At 64.1% G+C, this 21,926-nt stretch carries 20 protein-coding genes, 2 tRNA genes and 4 pseudogenes; 12 read left to right on the top strand and 14 right to left on the bottom strand.

The genetic code is table 11. The features are described 5' to 3' along the window. Positions 1–21 precede the first annotated feature (21 nt). The gene (locus JCM7685_RS09620) at positions 22–1,041 is read left to right on the top strand and encodes a ribose-phosphate pyrophosphokinase (protein ID WP_074968067.1); all 1,020 of its coding nucleotides are present in this window, start codon (positions 22–24) and stop codon (positions 1,039–1,041) included. 62 nt (positions 1,042–1,103) lie between these two features. Here the strand turns inward: JCM7685_RS09620 and JCM7685_RS09615 are convergent, their stop codons facing one another. The 3 genes from JCM7685_RS09615 to rlmB form a co-directional block, all read right to left on the bottom strand. Further along, positions 1,104–1,556: a CoA-binding protein gene (locus tag JCM7685_RS09615; protein WP_074968069.1), complete on the bottom strand. Its 453-nt coding sequence runs from the start codon at positions 1,554–1,556 to the stop codon at positions 1,104–1,106. A 184-nt stretch (positions 1,557–1,740) separates the two neighbouring features. Beyond that, on the bottom strand, positions 1,741–2,154 hold the full coding sequence (locus tag JCM7685_RS09610; protein ID WP_074968080.1) for a YHS domain-containing (seleno)protein: 414 nt from the start codon (positions 2,152–2,154) through the stop codon (positions 1,741–1,743). Positions 2,155–2,256: 102 nt separating this feature from the next. Further along, positions 2,257–3,054 (bottom strand): 23S rRNA (guanosine(2251)-2'-O)-methyltransferase RlmB, encoded by a 798-nt coding sequence (gene rlmB, locus JCM7685_RS09605; protein WP_074968071.1) that lies wholly within the window; start codon positions 3,052–3,054, stop codon positions 2,257–2,259. Between the two features lie 162 nt (positions 3,055–3,216). On the opposite strand from rlmB, the gene JCM7685_RS09600 reads away from it, so the two are divergent. The 5 genes from JCM7685_RS09600 (at position 3,217) to istB (ending at position 7,245) form a co-directional block, all read left to right on the top strand. After that, positions 3,217–3,300, top strand: a tRNA-Tyr gene (locus JCM7685_RS09600). A gap of 230 nt (positions 3,301–3,530) precedes the next feature. Continuing rightward, complete coding sequence (locus tag JCM7685_RS09595; RefSeq protein ID WP_074968072.1) at positions 3,531–4,388, top strand: hypothetical protein; 858 nt, start codon at positions 3,531–3,533, stop codon at positions 4,386–4,388. Next, complete coding sequence (locus JCM7685_RS09590) at positions 4,381–4,905, top strand: plasmid recombination protein (protein WP_231964609.1); 525 nt, start codon at positions 4,381–4,383, stop codon at positions 4,903–4,905. The genes JCM7685_RS09595 and JCM7685_RS09590 overlap by 8 nt, the downstream gene beginning before the upstream one ends. A 112-nt stretch (positions 4,906–5,017) precedes the next feature. Further along, positions 5,018–6,517 carry an IS21 family transposase gene (gene istA, locus JCM7685_RS09585; protein ID WP_090271472.1) on the top strand — a complete coding sequence of 500 codons (1,500 nt, stop codon included), beginning with the start codon at positions 5,018–5,020 and terminating at the stop codon, positions 6,515–6,517. After that, a complete protein-coding gene (gene istB, locus JCM7685_RS09580; RefSeq protein WP_028030902.1) occupies positions 6,517–7,245 on the top strand; it encodes an IS21-like element helper ATPase IstB in 729 nt (242 codons plus the stop codon). The genes istA (JCM7685_RS09585) and istB overlap by 1 nt, the downstream gene beginning before the upstream one ends. A 139-nt stretch (positions 7,246–7,384) precedes the next feature. Here istB and istA (JCM7685_RS09575) read toward each other — a convergent pair. The 7 genes and pseudogenes from istA (JCM7685_RS09575) to JCM7685_RS09545 all read right to left on the bottom strand — a co-directional run. Next, positions 7,385–8,809 (bottom strand): annotated as a pseudogene (gene istA / locus JCM7685_RS09575) (IS21 family transposase); the annotation flags it as partial. 322 nt (positions 8,810–9,131) lie between these two features. Next, the gene (locus tag JCM7685_RS09570) at positions 9,132–9,425 is read right to left on the bottom strand and encodes a transposase (RefSeq protein ID WP_074966514.1); all 294 of its coding nucleotides are present in this window, start codon (positions 9,423–9,425) and stop codon (positions 9,132–9,134) included. 410 nt (positions 9,426–9,835) lie between these two features. Then, on the bottom strand, positions 9,836–10,135 hold the full coding sequence (locus JCM7685_RS09565) for an HU family DNA-binding protein (protein ID WP_074971217.1): 300 nt from the start codon (positions 10,133–10,135) through the stop codon (positions 9,836–9,838). A 66-nt stretch (positions 10,136–10,201) separates the two neighbouring features. After that, positions 10,202–12,613 carry an endopeptidase La gene (gene lon, locus JCM7685_RS09560; protein WP_074971215.1) on the bottom strand — a complete coding sequence of 804 codons (2,412 nt, stop codon included), beginning with the start codon at positions 12,611–12,613 and terminating at the stop codon, positions 10,202–10,204. Between the two features lie 191 nt (positions 12,614–12,804). Further along, the gene (locus tag JCM7685_RS09555) at positions 12,805–13,005 is read right to left on the bottom strand and encodes a CsbD family protein (RefSeq protein WP_074971213.1); all 201 of its coding nucleotides are present in this window, start codon (positions 13,003–13,005) and stop codon (positions 12,805–12,807) included. 111 nt (positions 13,006–13,116) lie between these two features. Next, positions 13,117–13,953, bottom strand: coding sequence for a glycosyltransferase (locus tag JCM7685_RS09550; RefSeq protein ID WP_074971211.1), 837 nt, complete (start codon positions 13,951–13,953; stop codon positions 13,117–13,119). Positions 13,954–14,086: 133 nt separating this feature from the next. Further along, positions 14,087–14,170 (bottom strand) — tRNA-Leu (locus tag JCM7685_RS09545). A gap of 196 nt (positions 14,171–14,366) precedes the next feature. Between JCM7685_RS09545 and JCM7685_RS09540 the strand changes: the two are divergent. Next, a pseudogene (locus JCM7685_RS09540) lies at positions 14,367–14,954 on the top strand (transposase); the annotation flags it as partial. 33 nt (positions 14,955–14,987) lie between these two features. Here JCM7685_RS09540 and JCM7685_RS09535 read toward each other — a convergent pair. Next, positions 14,988–15,912: pseudogene (locus JCM7685_RS09535) on the bottom strand (IS5 family transposase). Positions 15,913–15,997: 85 nt separating this feature from the next. Then, the gene (locus JCM7685_RS20915) at positions 15,998–17,137 is read right to left on the bottom strand and encodes an HK97 family phage prohead protease (RefSeq protein WP_074969168.1); all 1,140 of its coding nucleotides are present in this window, start codon (positions 17,135–17,137) and stop codon (positions 15,998–16,000) included. 513 nt (positions 17,138–17,650) lie between these two features. On the opposite strand from JCM7685_RS20915, the pseudogene rplU reads away from it, so the two are divergent. The 3 genes and pseudogenes from rplU to JCM7685_RS09515 all read left to right on the top strand — a co-directional run. After that, a pseudogene (gene rplU / locus JCM7685_RS09525) lies at positions 17,651–17,992 on the top strand (50S ribosomal protein L21); the annotation flags it as partial. Positions 17,993–18,031: 39 nt separating this feature from the next. Continuing rightward, complete coding sequence (gene rpmA, locus JCM7685_RS09520) at positions 18,032–18,304, top strand: 50S ribosomal protein L27 (protein ID WP_074969164.1); 273 nt, start codon at positions 18,032–18,034, stop codon at positions 18,302–18,304. A 113-nt stretch (positions 18,305–18,417) separates the two neighbouring features. Beyond that, on the top strand, positions 18,418–18,963 hold the full coding sequence (locus JCM7685_RS09515) for a GNAT family N-acetyltransferase (RefSeq protein ID WP_074969162.1): 546 nt from the start codon (positions 18,418–18,420) through the stop codon (positions 18,961–18,963). A gap of 254 nt (positions 18,964–19,217) precedes the next feature. Here the strand turns inward: JCM7685_RS09515 and JCM7685_RS09510 are convergent, their stop codons facing one another. Beyond that, entirely contained in the window at positions 19,218–19,724 is a 507-nt protein-coding gene (locus JCM7685_RS09510) for a hypothetical protein (RefSeq protein WP_074969160.1), read from the bottom strand. A gap of 141 nt (positions 19,725–19,865) precedes the next feature. Here JCM7685_RS09510 and JCM7685_RS09505 point away from each other — a divergent pair, with 141 nt between their 5' ends. Further along, entirely contained in the window at positions 19,866–20,273 is a 408-nt protein-coding gene (locus JCM7685_RS09505; RefSeq protein WP_074969158.1) for a SufE family protein, read from the top strand. On the opposite strand, the gene mnmA is transcribed toward JCM7685_RS09505, so the two are convergent. Beyond that, the gene (gene mnmA, locus JCM7685_RS09500; RefSeq protein ID WP_074969156.1) at positions 20,270–21,439 is read right to left on the bottom strand and encodes a tRNA 2-thiouridine(34) synthase MnmA; all 1,170 of its coding nucleotides are present in this window, start codon (positions 21,437–21,439) and stop codon (positions 20,270–20,272) included. The two genes, JCM7685_RS09505 and mnmA, sit on opposite strands and share 4 nt — an antisense overlap. 168 nt (positions 21,440–21,607) lie before the next feature. On the opposite strand from mnmA, the gene sciP reads away from it, so the two are divergent. Continuing rightward, positions 21,608–21,892, top strand: coding sequence for a CtrA inhibitor SciP (gene sciP / locus JCM7685_RS09495; protein WP_074969154.1), 285 nt, complete (start codon positions 21,608–21,610; stop codon positions 21,890–21,892). Positions 21,893–21,926: the final 34 nt, after the last annotated feature.

The raw sequence follows: 21,926 nt of genomic DNA, 5'->3' as shown, positions 1-21,926 counted from the left end.
TCCACCCTTACGGAGCCAGCCATGCCGGCCATGACCGAACCGAAGCTGATCGCGGGGAATGCGAACCGACCGCTGGCCAATGCCATCGCCCGGCGCATGTCGATGCATCGCGGGATGAACGTCGCGCCCATCGAAGCCCGCGTCGAGCGGTTCAACGACCAGGAGATCTTCGTCGAGGTCTATGAGAACGTCCGCGGCGAGGACATGTTCATCATCCAGCCGACCTCGAACCCGGCGAACGACAACCTGATGGAGCTGCTGATCATGACCGACGCGCTGAAGCGTTCGTCGGCCGACCGGATCACCGCCGTCATTCCCTATTTCGGCTATGCCCGCCAGGACCGCCGCGCCAAGGCCCGCACGCCGATCAGCGCCAAGCTGGTGGCGAACCTGCTGACCGAGGCCGGCGTGGACCGGGTGCTGACGCTGGACCTGCATGCGGCGCAGATCCAGGGTTTCTTCGACATTCCGGTGGACAACCTCTATGCCGCGCCGGTCTTTGCGCTGGATGTGCTGCACCATTTCCGCGACCGGATCTCGGACCTGATGGTGATCTCGCCCGACGTGGGCGGCGTGGCGCGGGCGCGGGAACTGGCGCAGCGCATCGGTGCGCCGCTCGCCATCGTCGACAAGCGGCGCGAGAAGGCCGGCGAAGTGGCCGAGATGACCGTGATCGGCGAGGTTGCCGGCAAGACCTGCATCATCGTCGACGACATCTGCGACACCGCCGGCACGCTGTGCAAGGCGGCGCAGGTGTTGACCGAGCATGGCGCGGTCGAGGTCCATGCCTATATCACCCATGGCGTCCTGTCCGGCCCGGCGGTCGAGCGGGTGCAGAACTCGGTGATGAAATCGCTGGTGATCACCGATTCCATCGAGCCCTCCGAAAAGGTCAAGGCCGCCTCGAACATCCGCATCGTGCCGACCGCGCCGATGTTCGCGCAGGCGATTCTGAACATCTGGAACGGCACCTCTGTCAGCTCGCTGTTCGAGGTGGACACGCTGGGCCCGATCTATGAAGGGCTCTATTCCGGCACCTGAGCCAAGGGTCGCGGCCGTATCTTCAGGGCCCCGACACCGCTGCCGGGGCCTTTTTCGTCCGCCTAGAGGAACCGCGGGAATTCGATCTTGGGACAGCGGTTCTCGATCACCGTCAGCCCGCGGCCGCGGGCCCGATTCGCCGCCGCGGGATGGCTGACGCCCAGCTGCATCCAGATCGTGCGCAGGCGCGGCAGGCTGGCCAGGGCCTGATCGATGATGGTCGGCACCGCGTCCGAGCGGCGGAAGATGTCGATCATATCCACACCAGCCTCGGCCGGAATGGCATGCAGGTCGGCATAGACCTGTTCATCCAGGATCGCGCTGCCGGCATGGGCCGGATTGACCGGGATCACGCGGAAACCCTGCGACTTCAGATAGCGCGCAACGCCCCAGGACGGCCGGGCTTCGTTCGGCGACAATCCGATCATGGCGATGCAGCGGGTCGAGCGGGCGATGCGCGCGATGTCGTCATCGACCGGCGACGGGCCGATATCGCGAAGAATAGCCAGGTTCATCTGATCCTCCCCCAGATCACAACTCAAAGTGGCATGGAAAAAGCGCCCGGTCCAGAGGTCTGGCCGGGCGCAAGTCGCGGAACGAGGGACAGTGATCTGAACATGACCGTTCCGTGGCCATGTTCCCTAAATAAATGGAAACTGTGGCCCAAAAGTTCCACCCTCATCGCAAAAAAGTGAGAATTCAGGGATTCATTCTGGCCCAATAGGCCTTTGCGCGCATCAGGACATGCTTCGGATCGGCCAGAAGGCGCTGACGCGCGCTTTCCGAGCGCAGGAAATAGGTCCGCTGGCCGATGACGACGAAATAACGCGGGTTCCCCGGCTCGGAGCGGCCCTCGGACAGGGCAACGACGCAAAGCCCGCCCAGGCCGGGCGCGTAAGCCATGGGATTGGCTTCGAAAAGGTTGCGGTTCTGCTCGGTGGCGAAATGCCAGGACTTGCCCCGCCACAGCGTCACAAGGTCGCTGCGACCAGGGACCGCGGCATTCTCGGCACCATACGAGACCGGGTCCATGCCGTCCAATGCCCAATCCTGCGCCACTGCCTGCGAAAAGGGCAGGGCAAGCACCAGGCTGGCGAGAAGCGGGCGAATCATCTTGGCACGATCGTTGGAGGACATCTGACCTTCGATCTGGCAAATCGCCCCGCGATTCTCAACCGAGCGGGCGATTTTCTAGCGGCGATGTGATCCTGGCGCTCAGCCGCGTGAGACGGCGTAAAGCCCCACCGCCGCCGCGTTCGAGACGTTGAGCGAGCCGAAATCCGCAGCGAAGGGAATACGGGCGATGCGGTCGCAGGTCTCGCGCGTGCGCTCGCGCAGGCCGGGGCCCTCGGCGCCCAGAACCAGGCAGATCGGCCGGCCGGCCAGCTGCGCCACGGCCTCGGGCAGCGTCTCTTGCCCGGTGCCGTCGAGGCCCAGGACGACATAGCCCATGCCCTGCAATTCGATCAGGGCGTCGGCCAGATTGGTGACCCGCAGATAGGGTTGCCGCTCCAGCGCGCCCGAGGCGGTCTTGGCCAGGGCGCCGGTCTCGGGGGCGCTGTGGCGCGCCGGCGCGATCACGGCCCGGGCGCCGAAGACCTCGGCCGAGCGCAGGATGGCGCCGACGTTGTGGGGGTCCGTCACACGGTCCAGCGCCACCAGCAGCGGTCGACCGGGACCGGAGAGCGCCAGGTCGGTCAGGCTGCCCCATTTCAGCGGCTTGACCTCCAGCGCTGCGCCCTGATGCACGCTTTCGGGCGGCAGCGGGACGCTGCGGTCGAAGACGCGCGGATCGGCCAGTTCGGGCGCGATGCCGTCGGTCAGGAGGCCCAGCCGGTCCAGCGCGTTCCGCGTCACCACCAGCCGCAGCTTCTCGCGCGCGGGATTGGCCAGCGCGTCGCGCACGGCATGCAAGCCGAACAGCCACACGGTCTCGGCCGCTGCGGCGCGACGCGCGCGTTCCTTGTCGATGACCCAGGCGGGTTTCTTGGATTTCTGAGCTTTCTCGGCCATGTCGCGATCCCGGTTTCCTGTCCGACTGCGCAGAATTCGCCGGGGAATGCAAGGTTTCCGCGTCGGGCGGAGCGATTGGGGAAAACCGCAAAAACTGCCTCCGCACCGCTTGACGCCCTGTGCGGGCCGGGCTAATCACCCCCTCACGCCGAAGCGTTCGGCGGGCGACGTGCTGCAAGGTGCGGCAGCGGACTGTAACTCCGCCGGGGAGACCCATGCCTGGTTCGATTCCAGGGTCGCCCACCACTTCTTCTGAAAATCGAACGATATCAACGAAGTGGTGTCCCGCATTCGCGCAATGCGGCAGCATGCAAATCAATGGGTTATGACGCAGGTGTCCCGCAGTTCCGGGCCTTGCCTGCGCAAAAGAAAACCGTCGGTGGAGCTGGCACTCCATCCGACGGCACTGTCAAAGGTCTTCTGGCAAAAGAATATGTCACAGCTGCCCGCCGCGCAATCCCGTGGGGAGGTACGGCATGAGCTGGAAGGTCGCGAATCTTTGCGCCGGGCGGCGCTTCGGCAGTCCGGTGCGAAAGCAGATCATCATGTTTCTGGCCGACAAGGCCAGCGATGACGGGTCGGGCATCTGGTGCTCCAAGGGGACGATCCAGCGGCACACCGAGCTTGGCGAAACCACCGTCAAGCGCACGATCAATGAGTTCCTGAACGAAGGCATCCTGATCGAGACCGGCCGCCGTGCCTGCAAGAACGGTTTTACCGTCGTCTATCGCATTTCCCTTGCCGCCGTCCGCACCCTGGAGGGCATTGCCGAACCCGATGATGAGACGGGGTCCACAGAGGACGGGGTCTGCCGTGAACCCGGAACGGGGTCCGCTGCGGACCCGGTACCCCGTCCACAGCGGACCCCAAACCATCCTGAAACCATCCATAAACCACCTTCGCATGCGCGTGCACGCGAGGCGGCGGCGGAATCTCTGGAGATATTGAAGGCCTATCCGACCGACCGACGTCGCAACGAAGCGGCCTGCCTGCACCACGTCGAGGCTGCTGTGCAGGAGGTCGGGTATGAAAAGCTTCTCTCGGCTGTAAAGCGCTATGCGCTGGAGACCGCAGGCTATACGCGCTCAAAGGTCTGCTTTTCGGATAACTGGTTTAAGACGGGCCGCTGGCGCGATTACATCGAGGACGAGCCGGAACCGCCTCAGAAACCGACCCCAGCGCATGCGGCAAAAACTGCCGACTGGATCAAATCCCGTCATCCCCTGTGCCGGACCCTGAGCGTCGGGCAGGTCCGCATGGCGCTGGACCTGGAGCTGGTTTCCCGCAGCCAAGTGCGCGCCGCGGGCTTCAGCGAGGGATTGCGTTATGTCTGAGCGTAGCGGCAAATCGATCTTTGCGCACAAGCAGACCTATTCGCGCAAGGGCAGCAGCAAGAGCCGGTCGGTCAGCGATATCGCCGATGAGGCCGAACGGCTGGACGGGGCCTGCCCGCATGCCGGGAATCCGCAGCCGCCCACTATCCTCGAAGGCATCCGGCCCTCGGAGGTGGTCGCGCTGATTGAGCAGCGCATTGCCGAACAGAACAAGCTGCTGCGTCGGTTGCGCAAGGAGCAGCCGGATCGAAAGGACGCCTTGCGGGGCATCCGCAGCGACACCCACGTGATGATCGCCAGCGTGTTCAGCTTTCCCGATCCGGTCGGAGACATGGACCAGGCTGAGTATCTGCGCTGGCGCAGTGACGTGATCGTCTTCGCCAGGGACGATGCCGCGCGTAACGCGGCCGAGGTGCTGAGCATCGTCGAGCATCTCGATGAATCCCACCCGCATGTGCATGTGCTGGCCGTGCCCATATGTGCAGAGCGCAATATGCGCATGGACGCCAAGTGTTGAACGGCTTGCAATAAGGACCCCGCTTCTGGGGTGATCGGCGTCCAAAATGGACCCCACCGACCGGGGGTTGGGTCCATTGTGCCTTCGATGATTATCGGAGGCCGAGCACGGGATGCTGATCGTGGAGACAATCGCAAAAATCAGGCGGCTACATTTCACCGAGGGCAAGGGGATCAAGACGATCTGCCGTGACCTGAAGCTGTCGAAGAAGGTGGTGCGGAAGGTGATCCGCACCGGGATTACCGAGTTCACCTATACCCGGACGGTGCAGCCGCGCCCGAAGCTGGGTGCCTGGCTGGGGGAACTCAACCGGCTGCTGGAGGTCAACGCCGCGCGGTCCAGCCGGGAACGTCAGTCTCTGATACAGATCTACGAAGAACTGAGCGGTCTCGGTTATGAAGGTGGGTATGACGCGGTGCGCCGCTACGCCTCGAACTGGGCACGCACTCAGAGTTCAGGCGCTTCTGCCGCCTTCGTGCCCCTGAGCTTTGCGCCCGGTGAAGCCTATCAGTTCGACTGGAGCCACGAGGTTGTGGTGATCGATGGGGCGACCACCACCATCAAAGTGGCCCATGTTCGCCTGTGCCACAGCCGGATGTTCTTTGTGCGGGCCTATCCGCGCGAGACGCAGGAGATGGTGTTCGATGCCCACGACAGGGCTTTCGCCTTCTTCAAGGGCACCTGCACCCGCGGGATCTACGACAACATGAAGACGGCGGTGGAGACCATCTTCACCGGCAAGGAACGCCTCTACAATCGTCGGTTCCTGCAGATGGCCAGCCATTATCTGGTCGAACCCGTTGCCTGCACCCCTGCTGCGGGTTGGGAGAAAGGCCAGGTGGAGAGCCAGGTCGGCACTGTCCGTCAGCGGTTTTTCGCGCCCCGCGTCAGGGTCAAGAGCTACGAGGAACTGAATGCCTGGCTGCTGGACAAGTGCATCGCCTCGGCCAGAACCAGCAAGCATCCGGAGCTGACGGACAAAACCGTCTGGCAGGTCTTCCAGGAAGAGCGCCCGCACCTTGTCCCCTATGCCGGGCGCTTCGACGGATTCCATTCACTGCCTGCGGCGGTGTCAAAGACCTGTCTCGTGCGCTTCGACAACAACAAATACTCCGTCGCGGCAACGGCTGTCGGGCGGCAGGTCGAGATCAGGGCCTATGCTGAGCGGATCGAGATCCGGCAGGAGGGCCGACTGGTCGGAGACCACCCGCGTCACTTCGGCCGGGACCGAACGGTTTACAATCCCTGGCATTATGTGCCTGTTCTGCTTCGCAAACCCGGGGCGCTGCGTAACGGCGCACCGTTCAAGGACTGGGTTCTTCCCGGAGCTCTTGAACAGATCCGCCGCAAGCTGCAGGGCTCCTCAGATGGCGACCGCCAGATGGTGAAGGTCCTCGGCGCTGTGCTGACGGAAGGGATGCCTGTGGTTCAAAAGGCATGTGCCGAAGCTCTCTCGCAAGGCGTCCATTCTGCCGATGTAATCCTCAATATTCTATCCCGCAGGCGAGATCCGGAACCACCACCGCTTCTGCTGACCTCTCCGGCCTTGCAGTTGACCCATGAGCCTGTGGCGGACTGCGCCCGTTATGATCTGCTGCGGAGGGCCTGCTGATGGATCGTGCTGACATCATGGCTGCAATGGGCGAGTTGAAGCTCTACGGGATGCGCGCCGCTTATGACGAACTCATGGCGGTGGCTGTGCGCCGCCAGCACGAACCCCGCCAGATCGTTGGAGATCTTCTGGCCGCCGAGATCAACGAGAAGAAAGCGCGGTCGGTCAAATACCAGATCACCACCGCCAAGCTGCCCTATGCCCGGGAGATCGAGGAGTTCACCTTCGATGACACCCCAATCAACGAGACCCTGGTGCGAGATCTGGCCAGCGGGGAGTTCCTCAGCCAACAGCGCAATGTCGTGCTGGTTGGCGGCACCGGGACCGGCAAGACCCATATCTCTGTGGCCATAGCGCGCGCGGTCATCCGCAATGGTGCCCGGGGCAGGTTCTTCAATGTCGTCGATCTGGTGAACAGGCTGGAGGCCGAGGCCCGTGCCGGACGGGCAGGCCGGCTTGCAGAACATCTGATGCGGCTCGACTTCGTCATCCTCGATGAACTCGGATACCTGCCATTCGCGCAGTCCGGCGGCCAGCTGCTGTTCCATCTGATCAGCAAGCTCTATGAGCAGACTTCCGTCATCGTCACCACCAACCTCGCATTCGGGGAGTGGCCGACCGTCTTCGGAGACGCAAAGATGACCACCGCGCTGCTCGACCGGCTCACCCACCACTGCGACATCGTCGAGACCGGCAACGACAGCTGGCGCATCAAAACCCGAGCCTGAACACCCTCCAAAACGCAGGCCCGCGTCGGCTGCGCCAGCTGGAAAGCTACGCCGCCACGGGCCTGCTCACCCGCGCGCCAAAGGGGTCACTTTTGGACGCCGATCAGGGGGCCCGTTTGAATGCCGATTGACACGGAGAGGTCAGCAGAAGCGGTGGTGGTTCCGGATCTCGCCTGCGGGATAGAATATTGAGGATTACATCGGCAGAATGGACGCCTTGCGAGAGAGCTTCGGCACATGCCTTTTGAACCACAGGCATCCCTTCCGTCAGCACAGCGCCGAGGACCTTCACCATCTGGCGGTCGCCATCTGAGGAGCCCTGCAGCTTGCGGCGGATCTGTTCAAGAGCTCCGGGAAGAACCCAGTCCTTGAACGGTGCGCCGTTACGCAGCGCCCCGGGTTTGCGAAGCAGAACAGGCACATAATGCCAGGGATTGTAAACCGTTCGGTCCCGGCCGAAGTGACGCGGGTGGTCTCCGACCAGTCGGCCCTCCTGCCGGATCTCGATCCGCTCAGCATAGGCCCTGATCTCGACCTGCCGCCCGACAGCCGTTGCCGCGACGGAGTATTTGTTGTTGTCGAAGCGCACGAGACAGGTCTTTGACACCGCCGCAGGCAGTGAATGGAATCCGTCGAAGCGCCCGGCATAGGGGACAAGGTGCGGGCGCTCTTCCTGGAAGACCTGCCAGACGGTTTTGTCCGTCAGCTCCGGATGCTTGCTGGTTCTGGCCGAGGCGATGCACTTGTCCAGCAGCCAGGCATTCAGTTCCTCGTAGCTCTTGACCCTGACGCGGGGCGCGAAAAACCGCTGACGGACAGTGCCGACCTGGCTCTCCACCTGGCCTTTCTCCCAACCCGCAGCAGGGGTGCAGGCAACGGGTTCGACCAGATAATGGCTGGCCATCTGCAGGAACCGACGATTGTAGAGGCGTTCCTTGCCGGTGAAGATGGTCTCCACCGCCGTCTTCATGTTGTCGTAGATCCCGCGGGTGCAGGTGCCCTTGAAGAAGGCGAAAGCCCTGTCGTGGGCATCGAACACCATCTCCTGCGTCTCGCGCGGATAGGCCCGCACAAAGAACATCCGGCTGTGGCACAGGCGAACATGGGCCACTTTGATGGTGGTGGTCGCCCCATCGATCACCACAACCTCGTGGCTCCAGTCGAACTGATAGGCTTCACCGGGCGCAAAGCTCAGGGGCACGAAGGCGGCAGAAGCGCCTGAACTCTGAGTGCGTGCCCAGTTCGAGGCGTAGCGGCGCACCGCGTCATACCCACCTTCATAACCGAGACCGCTCAGTTCTTCGTAGATCTGTATCAGAGACTGACGTTCCCGGCTGGACCGCGCGGCGTTGACCTCCAGCAGCCGGTTGAGTTCCCCCAGCCAGGCACCCAGCTTCGGGCGCGGCTGCACCGTCCGGGTATAGGTGAACTCGGTAATCCCGGTGCGGATCACCTTCCGCACCACCTTCTTCGACAGCTTCAGGTCACGGCAGATCGTCTTGATCCCCTTGCCCTCGGTGAAATGTAGCCGCCTGATTTTTGCGATTGTCTCCACGATCAGCATCCCGTGCTCGGCCTCCGATAATCATCGAAGGCACAATGGACCCAACCCCCGGTCGGTGGGGTCCATTTTGGACGCCGATCACCCCAGAAGCGGGGTCCTTATTGCAAGCCGTTCAACACTGAACCGTTACACCGCGCTTGGCACCCCCGTCACAGAGGCCGTGGGATAGATCTGTCCGGGGAAGGGGGAAAACCGGCCATCAACTCTTTGGTGCAACAGAGTCCCGTCGGTTCATGATAGAACGACGAGCGCGAGATCGACAGCAAGCGGCACTGCACGCCGTCCGACAGCGCAGGATGGTCCCGCTCGATCATCCGCCGCCTCACTTTCCGGTCCACGGCTTGAGCTTGCGTGACAAAAAATCGTTGACGACAGCCAGTTCTCCGATCTTGGCATGCAGCGATCGGACCGTCTCCTCGTCCACCTCCACCGGCTTCCGACTGCCCCGCTCGAAGATATCCGCAGCGCCTTCCAACAGCGCTTTCTTCCATTGATGGATCATCGTCGGATGCACGCCGTATTCGGCCGCCAGCTCCGATACCGTGCGCTCGCCCTTCACGGCTTCCAATGCCACCCGCGCCTTGAAGCCCGCGTCATGGTTCCTGTGCTTCCTCATGTTCTGATCCCCTCGTCCTTGGAGACCAGCAGACGTCAGATCGTAGCTTCCGTCACTGTCCGATTTCCGGGGAGTAGTTCAGTCGAGAATCCTGCATCCGCCGCTCTGTAGCTCACCGCATAGTCGACAAGGCCATCGGCGATTCAACTTCATCGACGACACGCGCGCCCTGGTCATCGAGCGTGACGATGGCGAAGGCGATGTAGCCGCCGCCTGCGTCGAGCAGATCAGAATACTTGCTATCCCCAACCAGCCAAGGTCCAGAACACAGTCCTAGTCGATACCCCTTCGGAGGATGCGGAAGAATTCATGCGCGTGATCGGGCACATCGATCTGCTGGATATCCAAGACCCCGACGACAAGGCGCTGACCGGTATGAAACCCGATTCGGGACCATTCACCTTCCCGTTCTACGAAGCATGCGTTCCAGACGTCGCGCGGCGCAGGCGCAGGGTGATGACCTCTCCGCCCGAGCGATCGTTGCGGCGGCTGATCCGGGCGCGCCCCAGCGGCGGCAGCGCCAGCGTCATGCCCGAGGCGATGGCCTCGCCGAGTTCGGCCAGCGTCGCCTCGACCACCGTCTTGATCTCGCTGTTGCGCAAGCCGGTGCGACGGGCAACCAAGGCCAACAATTCGCGCTTCTGCAAGACCTTTGCGGCTTCGGGTTCGATGACCTCGCGCGGCTGCGGCTTTCCCTCTGACCGTGCCATGAAACACCTCCCTTTGGCCTTTCGGTCAAGAAAAAGGCCGCGCGGGGTTTCCGCGCGGCCTGTTTGTCAGTGGGCGACCGCCGTGCCGCCGTCCGGGTCGCGGGCGGCAAGCCTGGTGGCCGCAGCCGCCTCCTCGGCGGCTTCGTCCCATTCGACGGGGTCAGGCTGACGCACCAGCGCCAGCTTCAACACCTCGCGCACATGGCTGACGGGAATGATCTTCAGCCCTTCCTTGACGTTGGCCGGGATGTCGGCCAGGTCCTTCTCGTTGTCGGCCGGGATCAGCACCGTCTTGATGCCGCCCCGCAAGGCCGCCAGCAGCTTTTCCTTGAGCCCGCCGATAGCCATGGCATTGCCCCGTAGGCTGACCTCGCCGGTCATGGCGATGTCCTTGCGCACCGGGATCTGCGTCAGCACCGAGACGATGGAAGTCACCATCGCCAGACCGGCCGAGGGGCCGTCCTTGGGCGTCGCGCCGTCCGGGACGTGGACGTGGATGTCGATGGCGTCGAACTTCGGCGGTTTCACCCCGATCTGGGGCGCGATCGAGCGCACATAGCTCGCCGCCGCATCGATCGACTCCTTCATCACCTCGCCCAGTTTCCCGGTCGTTTTCATACGACCCTTGCCCGGCAGTTTCAGCGCCTCGATCTGCAGCAGATCGCCGCCGACCTGGGTCCAGGCAAGGCCCGTCACCACGCCGACCTGGTCGTCCTTTTCGGCCAGACCATAGCGATAGCGGCGCACGCCCAGGTACTCCTCGGCCTTCTCGGGCGTCACGGCGACGGATTTCACCTGGCCCTTCAGGATCTCGGTCACGGCCTTGCGGGCCAGTTTCGCGATCTCCCGCTCCAGCGACCGCACTCCCGCCTCGCGGGTGTAATAGCGGATCACATGGGTCAGCGCCTCGTCCGAAACCGAGAATTCGCCCTTGCGCAAGCCGTTCGCCGCGATCTGCTTGGGCAGCAGGTGCTGGCGCGCGATCTCGCGCTTCTCGTCCTCGGTATAGCCGGCCAGAGAGATGATCTCCATCCGGTCCAGAAGCGGTCCGGGCATGTTGTAGCTGTTGGCCGTGGTCACGAACATCACGTTCGACAGGTCGTATTCCACCTCAAGATAGTGGTCCACGAAACTCGCGTTCTGTTCGGGATCCAGAACCTCCAGCATGGCCGAGGCCGGGTCGCCGCGGAAATCCTGGCCCATCTTGTCGATTTCGTCGAGCAGGATCAGCGGGTTGGTGGTCTTTGCCTTTTTCAGCGCCTGGATGATCTTGCCGGGCATCGAGCCGATATAGGTGCGACGGTGGCCGCGGATCTCGGATTCGTCGCGCACGCCGCCGAGGCTGATGCGGATGAATTCGCGCCCGGTGGCCTTGGCGACCGACCGGCCCAGCGAGGTCTTGCCCACGCCCGGAGGACCGACGAGGCACAAGATCGGACCCTTCAGCTTGGCCGAACGGTTCTGCACCGCCAGATATTCGACGATGCGCTCCTTGACCTTCTCCAACCCGTAGTGGTCGGCATCCAGCACCGCCTCGGCCTTGCCGAGGTCCTTGCGGGTGCGCGACTTCACGCCCCACGGCAGCGCCAGCAGCCAGTCGAGGTAATTGCGCGAGACCGTGGCCTCGGCCGACATCGGCGACATCGACTTCAGCTTTTTCAGCTCGGCCTCGGCCTTTTCGCGGGCCTCCTTGCTGAACTTGGTGGCGTTGATGCGCTCTTCCAGCTCGGTCAGTTCGTTGCCACCATCCTCGCCATCGCCCAGCTCCTTCTGAATGGCCTTCATCTGCTCATTCAGATAGTATTCGCGCTGGGTCTTCTCCATCTGGGTCTTGACGCGCGACTTGATCTTCTTCTCGACCTGAAGGACCGACATCTCGCCCTGCATCAGGCCATAGACCTTTTCCAGCCGCTCGGCGGTGACCAGCGTCTCCAGCAGATCCTGCTTGCGGTCCAACGCGATGCCCAGATGGCCGCTGACCAGATCGGCCAGCCGCGCGGGATCGCGGGCCTCGGCCACGGCCGAGACGACCTCTTCGGGGATATTCTTGCGGACCTTCACATAACGTTCAAATTCTTCCGCTACGGCTCGGGTCAGGGCGGTCAGCGTGTCGGCATCGCCGGGCTCTTCCGCCAGGCTGTCGCAGCGGGCCTCGAAATAATTCTCGTTCGGCACGAAATCCGTGATGCGGACACGTTCGCGCCCCTCGACGAGCACCTTGACGGTCCCGTCGGGCAGTTTCAGCAATTGCAGCACACTGGCCAGCACGCCGGTGCGATAGATGCCTTCGGGCGCCGGCTCGTCGACGGCGGCATCCATCTGCGCCGCCAGAAGGATCGGGCGGTCCTGCTCCATCACGGCCTCGAGCGCGCGCACCGACTTCTCGCGCCCGACGAACAGCGGCACGATCATGTGCGGAAACACCACGATGTCCCGCAAGGGCAGGACCGGATGGGTGGTTTGGGCGAATTCGTTCATGGAATCAGTCCTTTCTCGCCAAGTGGCGCAACCCCTAAGGCAGGCAGTCTGCGCCCCCTGCTGGCTGACAAGATAAGAAGCCGGACGATCAGGTTCAATGGCAGATTGGTTCGCATTTTGTTCGTTTCAGCGGCATGAAAAAGGCCCCCGGCAAACCGCCGGGAGCCGATGGTCGGACCGCTGGGGCCGCGTCAGAGCTTGTCGCGGAAGAAGCTGTTCAACTGGTCGTCGGCCTCTTCCTTGGTCCAGCCGTATTTCTCTTGCAGCTTGCCGGCCAGCTTGTCCTTCTTGCCGCCGATCTGGGTCAGCTCGTCATCGGTCAGATCGCCCCATTTCTCCTTGACGCTGCCCTTGAGCTGGTTCCACTTGCCTTCGATGATATCCCAGTTCATTTCGCACTCCTTCCAGGGTGGTTCATGCCGGACCAACCCGCCGCCGCCGGTCGCGGTTCCGGGTTTTTTCACCACCCGCCGAAGGAACCGGATGCCGGCCGGCGTAACCCGCTAGGCGTGCAGCAATTCCTCCAGCAGCGCCATGTCGACGAAGGGAAAGGCGCGGGCCAGATGCTCGGCGAAGATGGCCCGCTGCAGCACCGTCAGCCCGCTGCGGGGCCCGGGTTGGACCGGCCGGGAGTCGTGACCTTCCAGCTTCAGCTGCAGCGAGCCGTGGAAGCGCGGGTCCAGGACGCTGGGAAAGCGCCGCATCAGCGCGTAATGCCCGAAGGAATAAACGCATTGCGCCGGGCTGCGCGGCCGCAGCGCCGCCCCGGCGGAATGGAAGGGCTTGTCCAGTTCGTACCAGGCCGGGCCGGCACCCGTGTAATGGCTGACCAGCAGCCCCCGCGGCATGCTGAAGGCCAAGGCCTCATAATCGCGCGTCGCCGCCGTCGCGCGATGCAGCGCGGTCATGTAGTCGACGCCCAGGCAGTCGTCATCGTCCAGGCGGAACTGCATCAGCCGGTGCCGGCCGCCTTCGGACAGTTGCGCCAGCAGCGGCTCGATGGCCGCCCCGACATCCGGCGCCTCGGAAACCAGCAGATGGAGGCGACCGTCGCCCGCGCAAAGCCGCTCCAACCGGCTGCGGTATTCTGGCGGCATGGCGGGCGAGGTCAGCACGATGAACTGGAAATCCGGCTGCCGCTGCGCCTTGATCGACGGCAGCGTCAGCGTCTCGAAGCTGCGGAAGCGCATTTCCAGCCGGGCCGGGTCGTAAAGCGTCCTTGCCGCACGCTCGCGCGCCTGCATCTCGGCCGCGGAGCCGCGCTCGAGCCCGGCATAGACGGCCCAGTCCCCCCGTCCGAGATAGGAAAACCGACAAATTCCGACGATGAGATCCGCCATCTTTCCCTGATCCGATCCGTCCTTCGGCCAATGGGCCGGAGAGGCAGCCGGGATCCGGGCAGGACCCGATCCGCGCCTTAACCGCTGTCAGATGCCTGGCGGCGCATCGCAACAGATACGTTCCGCTGCAGGCTGGTACCCGAGGTCGGACTCGAACCGACATGCCTTGCGGCGGCGGATTTTGAATCCGCTGCGTCTACCATTCCGCCACTCGGGCAAATTATTGCCAATGCCGGCTGTAACCACAACCGCAGGACCGCGCAAGGGGCCCTCTCAACATGGCTCTCAACATTCCTGCTTCGTGCTTTGTTCGTTTCTATCCTAACTGTGGAGGCGTTGCGCTACTACATTGGACCTGTCGCGGTTTGGTGCCGCTCCTTTGATAGCATAATGTGCAGCAAGGGAGACGAACTATGGGCACGGGAAGAACGGATGAATTTCGCAAGGATGCAGTGCGAATTGCGCTGACCAGCGGGCTGACACGCCGGCAGGTTGCGGATGATTTGGGCGTTGGGCTTTCGACGCTGAACAAGTGGGTGACAGCGCACCGCGACACGGATGTGGTCTCGCCCGAGGATCGCGAGCTTGCGCGGGAGAACGAACAGCTTCGGCGCGAGAACCGCATCCTCAAGGAGGAGAGGGACATTCTAAAAAAGCCACCAGTTCTTCGCCAGCCAAAAGCCATGAGGCTCAGGTTCGTCGAAGAGCAACTTGGGGCCTTTCCCATCGAGCGACTGTGTCGGATCATGAATGTCAGCCCGCGTGGGTTGCGGGCCTTCCGCAGCCGACCTGCCAGCCGCAGGCAGCGCATGGACACGGTCATTCTGGCGCATATCAAGGAACAATCGCGCCTGAGCCTGGGCAGCTATGGCCGCCCACGAATGACCGAGGAACTGAAAGAGGCCGGTGTCGATGTGGGGCACCGGCGCGTCGGTCGCCTGATGCGCGAAAACGGGATCGCCGTTGAAAGAACGCGCAAGGACTCTGTTGCACCAAAGAGTTGATGGCCGGATTTCCCCTTTCCCCGGACAGATCTATCCCACGGCCTCTGTGACGGGGGTGCCAAGCGCGGTGTAACGGTTCAGAATAGCGATACGGACCTGAAGCTCGGCGACCTGTCGGTCAAAGTCCCGTGCCATGAGGCGCTGACCCAGCAGTTTCACACAGTGCATCTTCGTCTCGACGCGGCTTCGGGGGTGGTATCCACTCCATCGTCGCCAGAGGGCACGACCGAGGTATTTCGATGCCCGCAGAGCCTCGTTTCGTGCGCCCGCGCCGGCGGCGACTGTCTTCCAGGGTTTGGCGTTCTTGCGGGGCGGAATGACAGCGTCGGCGCCGCGGTCAGCGATGGCATCGTGGCATTTGCGGGTGTCGTAGGCGCCGTCTGCTGTGACGCGGCCGATCTGCTCGTGCGCCGGGATCTGTTTGAGCAGGTCGGGTAACACCGGCGCATCGCCGATGTGGCTCCCTGTGATCTCCACCGCCCGAACCTCCAGCGTTTCCTCATCAATCCCCAGATGGATCTTGCGCCAGACGCGCCGTTTCGGGCCGCCATGCTTGCGGGCGTGCCACTCGCCTTCGCCCTCGACCTTGATGCCAGTGCTGTCGATCAGCAGGTGCAGCGGCCCCGCGATACGGTATGTTCACAGCCAGGGTCTTCTGGCGACGGGACAGGGTGCTGAAGTCAGGCACCGTCCAGTCGAGACCAACCAACTGCAGCAGGCTCTCGACGAAACCAGTCGTCTGCCTGAGCGCCATGCCGAAGAGCACCTTCATCGAAAGACACGTCTGAATGGCGGCATCGCTGTAGGTCTGCTGGCGGCCACGCCTGCCTGTCGGCGCGGCATCCCAGCTCATCTCGGGGTCGAACCAGATCGTCAGCGAACCCCGGCGCTTGAGCGCTTCATTGTAGGCTGGCCAGTTCCGGGTTCTGTATGTCGGGGATGCGGGTCGGCTCATGCAGACCAGCTACCGTACGGGTTTCATCAGATGAATCCATGACAGGATTTGTGCAACAGAGCCTTGCGGCGGGAAAACGGCCACATCACCAGCGCGCCTCCCCTGCTAAGAGGATGCCAGCGCCCGAGGCCCGGAACAGCCCGTCCAGAGCTTCCCGGGTCAGGCTGGACTCGCCGGTGCCCATGGTGCGGAACTCCCGCCGCGCGGCGCTGTGGATCAACTGGTAGAGCGCCAGCGCGCGCACCGATTCAAGCACATGCTCGGGCGGGTCTTCCGGCGCTACCGGCACCGTCTGCCGGATGCGGTAGCGGCCCGGCGCCAGCCCTACGAGCAATCCGAACTCCGGGACATAGCCCCCATCCACCTCCCCCCAGCCCTCGGCCTCCCAGCGTTCCACGATCAGCGCCGAGGAGAAGGGCTCGCGCGGCCATGCCACGTCCCCGGCAACGTCCACCTGCGCCCGGGCGGTCGCCCCCAGCACCGGCCAATAGTTGTGGCCCGTCCAGCGTTCCGCCAGAATCCAAGAGGCCCTGATCATGGCAACGGCGCGGTCGTTCTTCACGGCCGCCTCAAGCGCCACCGATACCGGATCGGGGCCGGCCGGCATGTCGCCGCGAGCCTGTGAGATAGCTGTAAGCATGGAAGGTATCCTCCCCCTTGCGTGCGCACCGGGTGCGCGGATTGCATCGCTCGCAACTCCGCTTGGCTCGCCTCGTAGGCAGGTCTCGAAACCAAAGAGACCTCGTAAAGCAGCAGTTGCAGAAGCGTGCGGATGAACACGCCCGGATTGCCGGGCTCCGGGTCCAGCCGCTCGTTGTCGGGCACCACCTCCTTGGGCGGCCACGCGGAAGCCGGGACTGATACCCTTGATCAACCCGGCCGCCAGCATCGCCAGCGCGTCCCGCACATGCGACACGTCCAGCAGGTCGGGTTCAATCGTCACCTCGCAGGTGAGCGCATCCTCCGTGTCGCGCAGCACGAGGCTGCCGTTCCGGCGCGAGGCAAGCGGCCGGTCGAAGGAATGGCCCAGCAGGAAGGACACCTCCCGGTCGGGATCGTCCAGCGTATAGCTGAACGCGCCCGGCATGATGCGTTCCTTTCGGACCTTGCCCCGGTCGGCCATCGTGGCAAGCGCCCCATAGGGGAACAGGCCCCGGATAACCGGAGCCTTCCCTTGCTGGCGCACCTCAAGGCCCGATGCGGGCCAGATTGCGCGCTGTTCCATCAGGGAGTCCCCGCCTCATGCAGCGCGTAGAAGTGCGTTTGCAGCCGGCGCACCAGCACGTCCACGAAGTTGAACACGGTCAGCGCGATCTTGCCCGTCTTCGACTCGCTGTTCCTGCAGTCGCTCCTTTGCGGCTGGGGCAGAGAAGCGTGTTCCCAGACCTCCGGGTTCTTCCTGTCGAAATCGGCCGCCTTCGCGGAGCGTTGCGGGCGCGTTAGGGAACCATGTCAAATCCGGCATGATATTCGTGCTTCATCTGGACCGAAGATGTCGGGAACCCGAGCCTTCCGCCAATATTTCCCCGGGGACGCGATGCGCCATAGGCGGCATTCCTGTTGACTTGCCGGGCCGAATCCGCGATACACCCGCGACCGGCCGGACGCATGTCCGTTGCCGGTGCGTTATTTTTGAACCTCACCCCACAAACGGGTGCGCTGTCCGAAGGCGGGGGCCGACCCCGAAAACACCTGCGCCGCAGGGGCCGAAGGACGCGGCAAAACAAGGAAGAAGCGAATGTTCGCAGTTCTCAAGACGGGCGGCAAGCAATACCGGGTCCAGGCCGGTGATGTGCTGCGCGTCGAAAAGCTGAACGCCGAAGCCGGCGACAAAATCCAGTTCAATGACGTGCTGATGATCGGCTCGACCGTCGGTGCGCCGCTGGTCGCTGGTGCCGCCGTGCAGGCCGAGGTCATCGACACGATCAAGGCCGACAAGGTCATCACCTATGTCAAGCGCCGCCGCAAGCACAGCTCGCAGCGCACGCGCGGCCATCGCCAGCAGCTGACCCTGGTCCGCATCACCGACCTGCTTGAAAACGGCGGCGACAAGACCGATGTCAAAGCCGCTGTCGGTGCCCGCACCCGCGTCGAAACCGCCAACTGAGGAGACTGACCCATGGCACATAAGAAAGCAGGCGGTTCGTCCCGCAACGGTCGCGATTCGGCGGGTCGTCGTCTTGGCGTGAAACTGTATGGCGGCCAGCAGGCCGTCGCCGGCAACATCATCGTGCGCCAGCGCGGCACCACCTGGTGGGCCGGCGCCAATGTCGGCATGGGCCGCGACCATACCCTGTTCGCGCTGACCGATGGCCAGGTGACCTTCCGCAAGGGCCTCAAGGGCCGCACCTATATCTCCGTGCTGCCCGCCAATCTCGAGGCTGCCGAGTAAGCCGATTTTTAACACTTCCGGTGCTAAAAAGGGGGATCGGCGCAAGCCGGTCCCCTTCGCGTTTCGGCGCGCAGCACCCATATGTTTTCGAGGAATTGGGGGAGTGAAGTGATATGAACGAGTTGATCGCCTCGGACACGCGGCAGATCGAGATCGCGACAGAGCGTTTCGTGCTGCGCCCGCTGCGGGCCTCGGACGCCGGGCTGATCGCGCATTATACCGCCGACCGCCGCGTGGCCGAGGGAACCCGCTCGATCCCGCATCCCTTGCCGCCGGGCGCGGCCGAAGCCTATGTGCGCCGCGCCATGGCTGCCGACCGCGAAGAGGATGTCTGGGCCATTGACGGCTCGATGAACAAGCTGGCGGAACTGCTGGGCGTTGTCTCGCTGACCCGCATCGACAAGGAACAGTCCGAACTGGGCTTCTGGGTTGGTGCCGGCTTCTGGAACACCGGCTTCGCGACCGAAGCGGTTTCGGCTTTGGTCGAGGCCAATCCCCATGGCTCGCGCACGCTCTTTGCCGAGGCCTTCCAGGACAATCCTGGCTCGGCGAGGGTGCTGACCAATGGCGGCTTCGAATATTTGGGCGACGCGGAAAGCTGGTCGGTGGCCCGTGCCGCCCGGGTGCCGACCTGGACCTATCTGCGCAAGATGGGCTGAACGGCTGGGCGCGGAGGCGCGGTTGCGGCCGGCGGCGCCCTTGACGGGGTATTTGGAAAACGGCGACAGGCCGCTGCTGCGGCCTGGCATCTGTGCCCGGACTTCGGCGGTTCGGCACCTTTCCGATCAGCTTGCCGCGGCGCCATGGGTGACGGCTCTTCTCCCGCCCTGTATGGGTCGCGGGCTATGACGAGCGAAATACGAAGGAAGGGTCGCCTTGGCCTGCCGCGCAGCGGATTTTGCCCGGCCCGTATTCAGGGCCGCAGCGTGACGGCATTGCCGGCGCCGGTGATCACCACCTCGCGCAGGCTGGGCAGCACGGCGTTCGGGATGGTCAGTGCGGCGGTGATGGTGTCGCTGGCCGGATTGGCCGGGTTCGCTGCGGCGAAAGTGTCGGGCAAGGGCGGCTTGCCGACCAGCCGCAGACGCAGCACGCCGTTTTCGTCCGGGCGGATGCGGCCGCTGGGCATCGGCACCTCGGTCACCAGCGCCACGTCCCACCAGCCCTTGCTGGCCCCGAGGCCGGTGACGACCAGCAGCCGGCCTTCGTACATCGGGTCCCATTTCGCGCCGGTGACATGAGCCAGCGGCACGCGTCCGTCATTCACGGCGGTGGGATAGCCGCCTTCGGGCGCCAGAGTCTGCGGCTGGGACGAGCCGCCGAACCAGCGCATCGGGTTCCAGTTGCTGTCCCCCAGGCGACCGCATCCGGTCAGCACCAGCATCGCACAGGCAAGCGTGCCGAATGTCCTTGTCCGCATGAGCGCCGTCCCCGTCTGTCTGCTTTCGTTGCCGCAGTGATAGGACAAGTCGTGCGGGGGCGAAAGCCTCTTTGACCTCGTCGCTCGCGCGCGCTATGCCGATGCCGCCCGTCTGCCCGAGGGTCCATGAAAGGAAATGCCATGGCCACGCCGGCCTTTGAAGAAATCGCCGAGACCTTCGATTTTCTCGAGGATTGGGAAGAGCGCTATCGCCATGTCATCGAGTTGGGCAAGGCGATGCCGGCGATGGAGCCCTCGCTGCAGGTGCCGGCCACCAAGGTCGACGGCTGCGCCAGCCAGGTCTGGATCATGCCGCGCATCGAGGCCGGCCGCTTCGACTTTCAGGGCGACAGCGACGCGCTGATCGTGCGCGGGCTGATCGCCATCCTGCATGCGCTCTATTCCGGCGTGCCGGTGGGCGAGGTCGGCGCCATCGATGCCAGTGCCGAACTGGGCAGGCTGGGTCTGGACGAGCATCTTTCGGCGCAGCGCTCGAACGGGTTGCGGGCCATGGTCGAGCGCATTCGGCTGCTGGCGGCGGCGGCCTAACCCCCGCGGCGGTGCGAGATCCAGCCGCCGCCCAGAACCCGGGTGCCCTCGGTCGCATAAAAGACGCAGGCCTGGCCGGGGCTGACGCCCTCTTCCGGAGCCAGAAGCTCGATCTCGGCACGGCTCGCGCCGGTCACGCGCAGGATCGCCGGCCGCGGCGGTCGGGTCGAGCGGATGCGGGCGGTGATGGCGATCTCGCCTGCGAAGGGTTCGTCGCCCAGCCAGTTCACCTCGGTCACCGGTACGATCCTGGTCGCCAGCGCCTGCTTGGGGCCGACGACCACGCGCCGGGTCTCGGGCTCCAGCCGCACCACGTACAGCGGATCGCCCAGGCCGCCGATGCCGAGGCCGCGGCGCTGGCCGATGGTGTAATGGATCACGCCGCGATGCGTCCCCAGCACATTGCCGTCCATGTCCACGATCTCGCCCGGATCGGCGGCGCCGGGACGCAGTTTCTCGATCACCCCGGCATAATCGCCGTTCGGCACGAAGCAGATGTCCTGGCTGTCCGGCTTGTCGGCGACCGCCAGCCCGTATTCGGCCGCTAAGGCTCGGGTTTCGGCCTTGCTGGCGAGGCCGCCCAGCGGAAAGCGCAGAAAGTCCAGCTGTTCCTGCGTGGTCGAGAACAGGAAATAGCTCTGGTCGCGGTTCGGATCGGCCGCCATGTGCAATTCGGCCCCGGTCGGCCCATCGAAGCGGCGGATATAATGCCCCGTCGCCATGCAATCGGCGTCGAGTTCGCGCGCGGTCTGCAGCAGGTCGCGGAACTTGACCCGCTCGTTGCAGCGGATGCAGGGCACCGGAGTCGCGCCGGCCAGATAGGCGTCGGCGAATTCCTCGATCACCGATTCGCGGAACTTGTTTTCGTAATCCAGCACATAATGCGGAAAACCGATACGCTCGGCCACGCGGCGGGCGTCGTGGATGTCCTGTCCGGCGCAGCAGGCGCCTTTCTTGGCCAGGGCGGCGCCGTGATCGTAAAGCTGCAAGGTGACCCCGATCACGTCATAGCCCTGCGCCGCCAGCATCGCCGCCACCACCGAGCTGTCGACGCCGCCCGACATGGCGACGACCACGCGCGTCTGGGCCGGAGGCTTGGCGAAGCCCAGCGAATTCACGGTCATGTCCGGCGCCTCGGGGCGCAGAGTCGAGCTTGGCGCTGTCATGGATCGTCCTTGTCGCGGCCGGGCTGATCGGCAGGCGGCCGCCGTTTCCCTACATTTATAGGAAAAACGGGCGGTTTCTCAAGGGTGGGCGGCGGTAAAGACGCCGCGACTTCACCTCGATTTAAGAAGTTTGCGCCAGAACGGAGGCAGGAAGACAGGAACTTGCCGATGTTTTTGAGAAAAAGCCCCGGACCGCGGACCGCGATCCTGCCCGACGGCAGCATCCTGACGCTGGCCGACCTGCCGCCGCCGCAGACCCGCTGGGTGGCGTCCCGCAAGGCCGCGGTGGTCGGGGCCGTGCAGCACGGGTTGCTGACCCGCGAGGAGGCGATTCGCCGCTATGGTCTGACCGGCGAGGAGTTCGACGGCTGGGTCTCGGCCTTTCGGCGCCACGGGCGCAATGCGCTGAAGGTCACGCAGCTGCAAAAATTCAGGCAACCGCAAGTTGAATAAGATTTGCGAGCTTCTCTGGTAACGTGATATTAAC

Origin of the sequence: Paracoccus aminovorans (genome assembly GCF_900005615.1) — a bacterium.
Lineage (GTDB): Bacteria > Pseudomonadota > Alphaproteobacteria > Rhodobacterales > Rhodobacteraceae > Paracoccus > Paracoccus aminovorans.
This window is presented reverse-complemented; position numbering and strand designations above follow the sequence as displayed.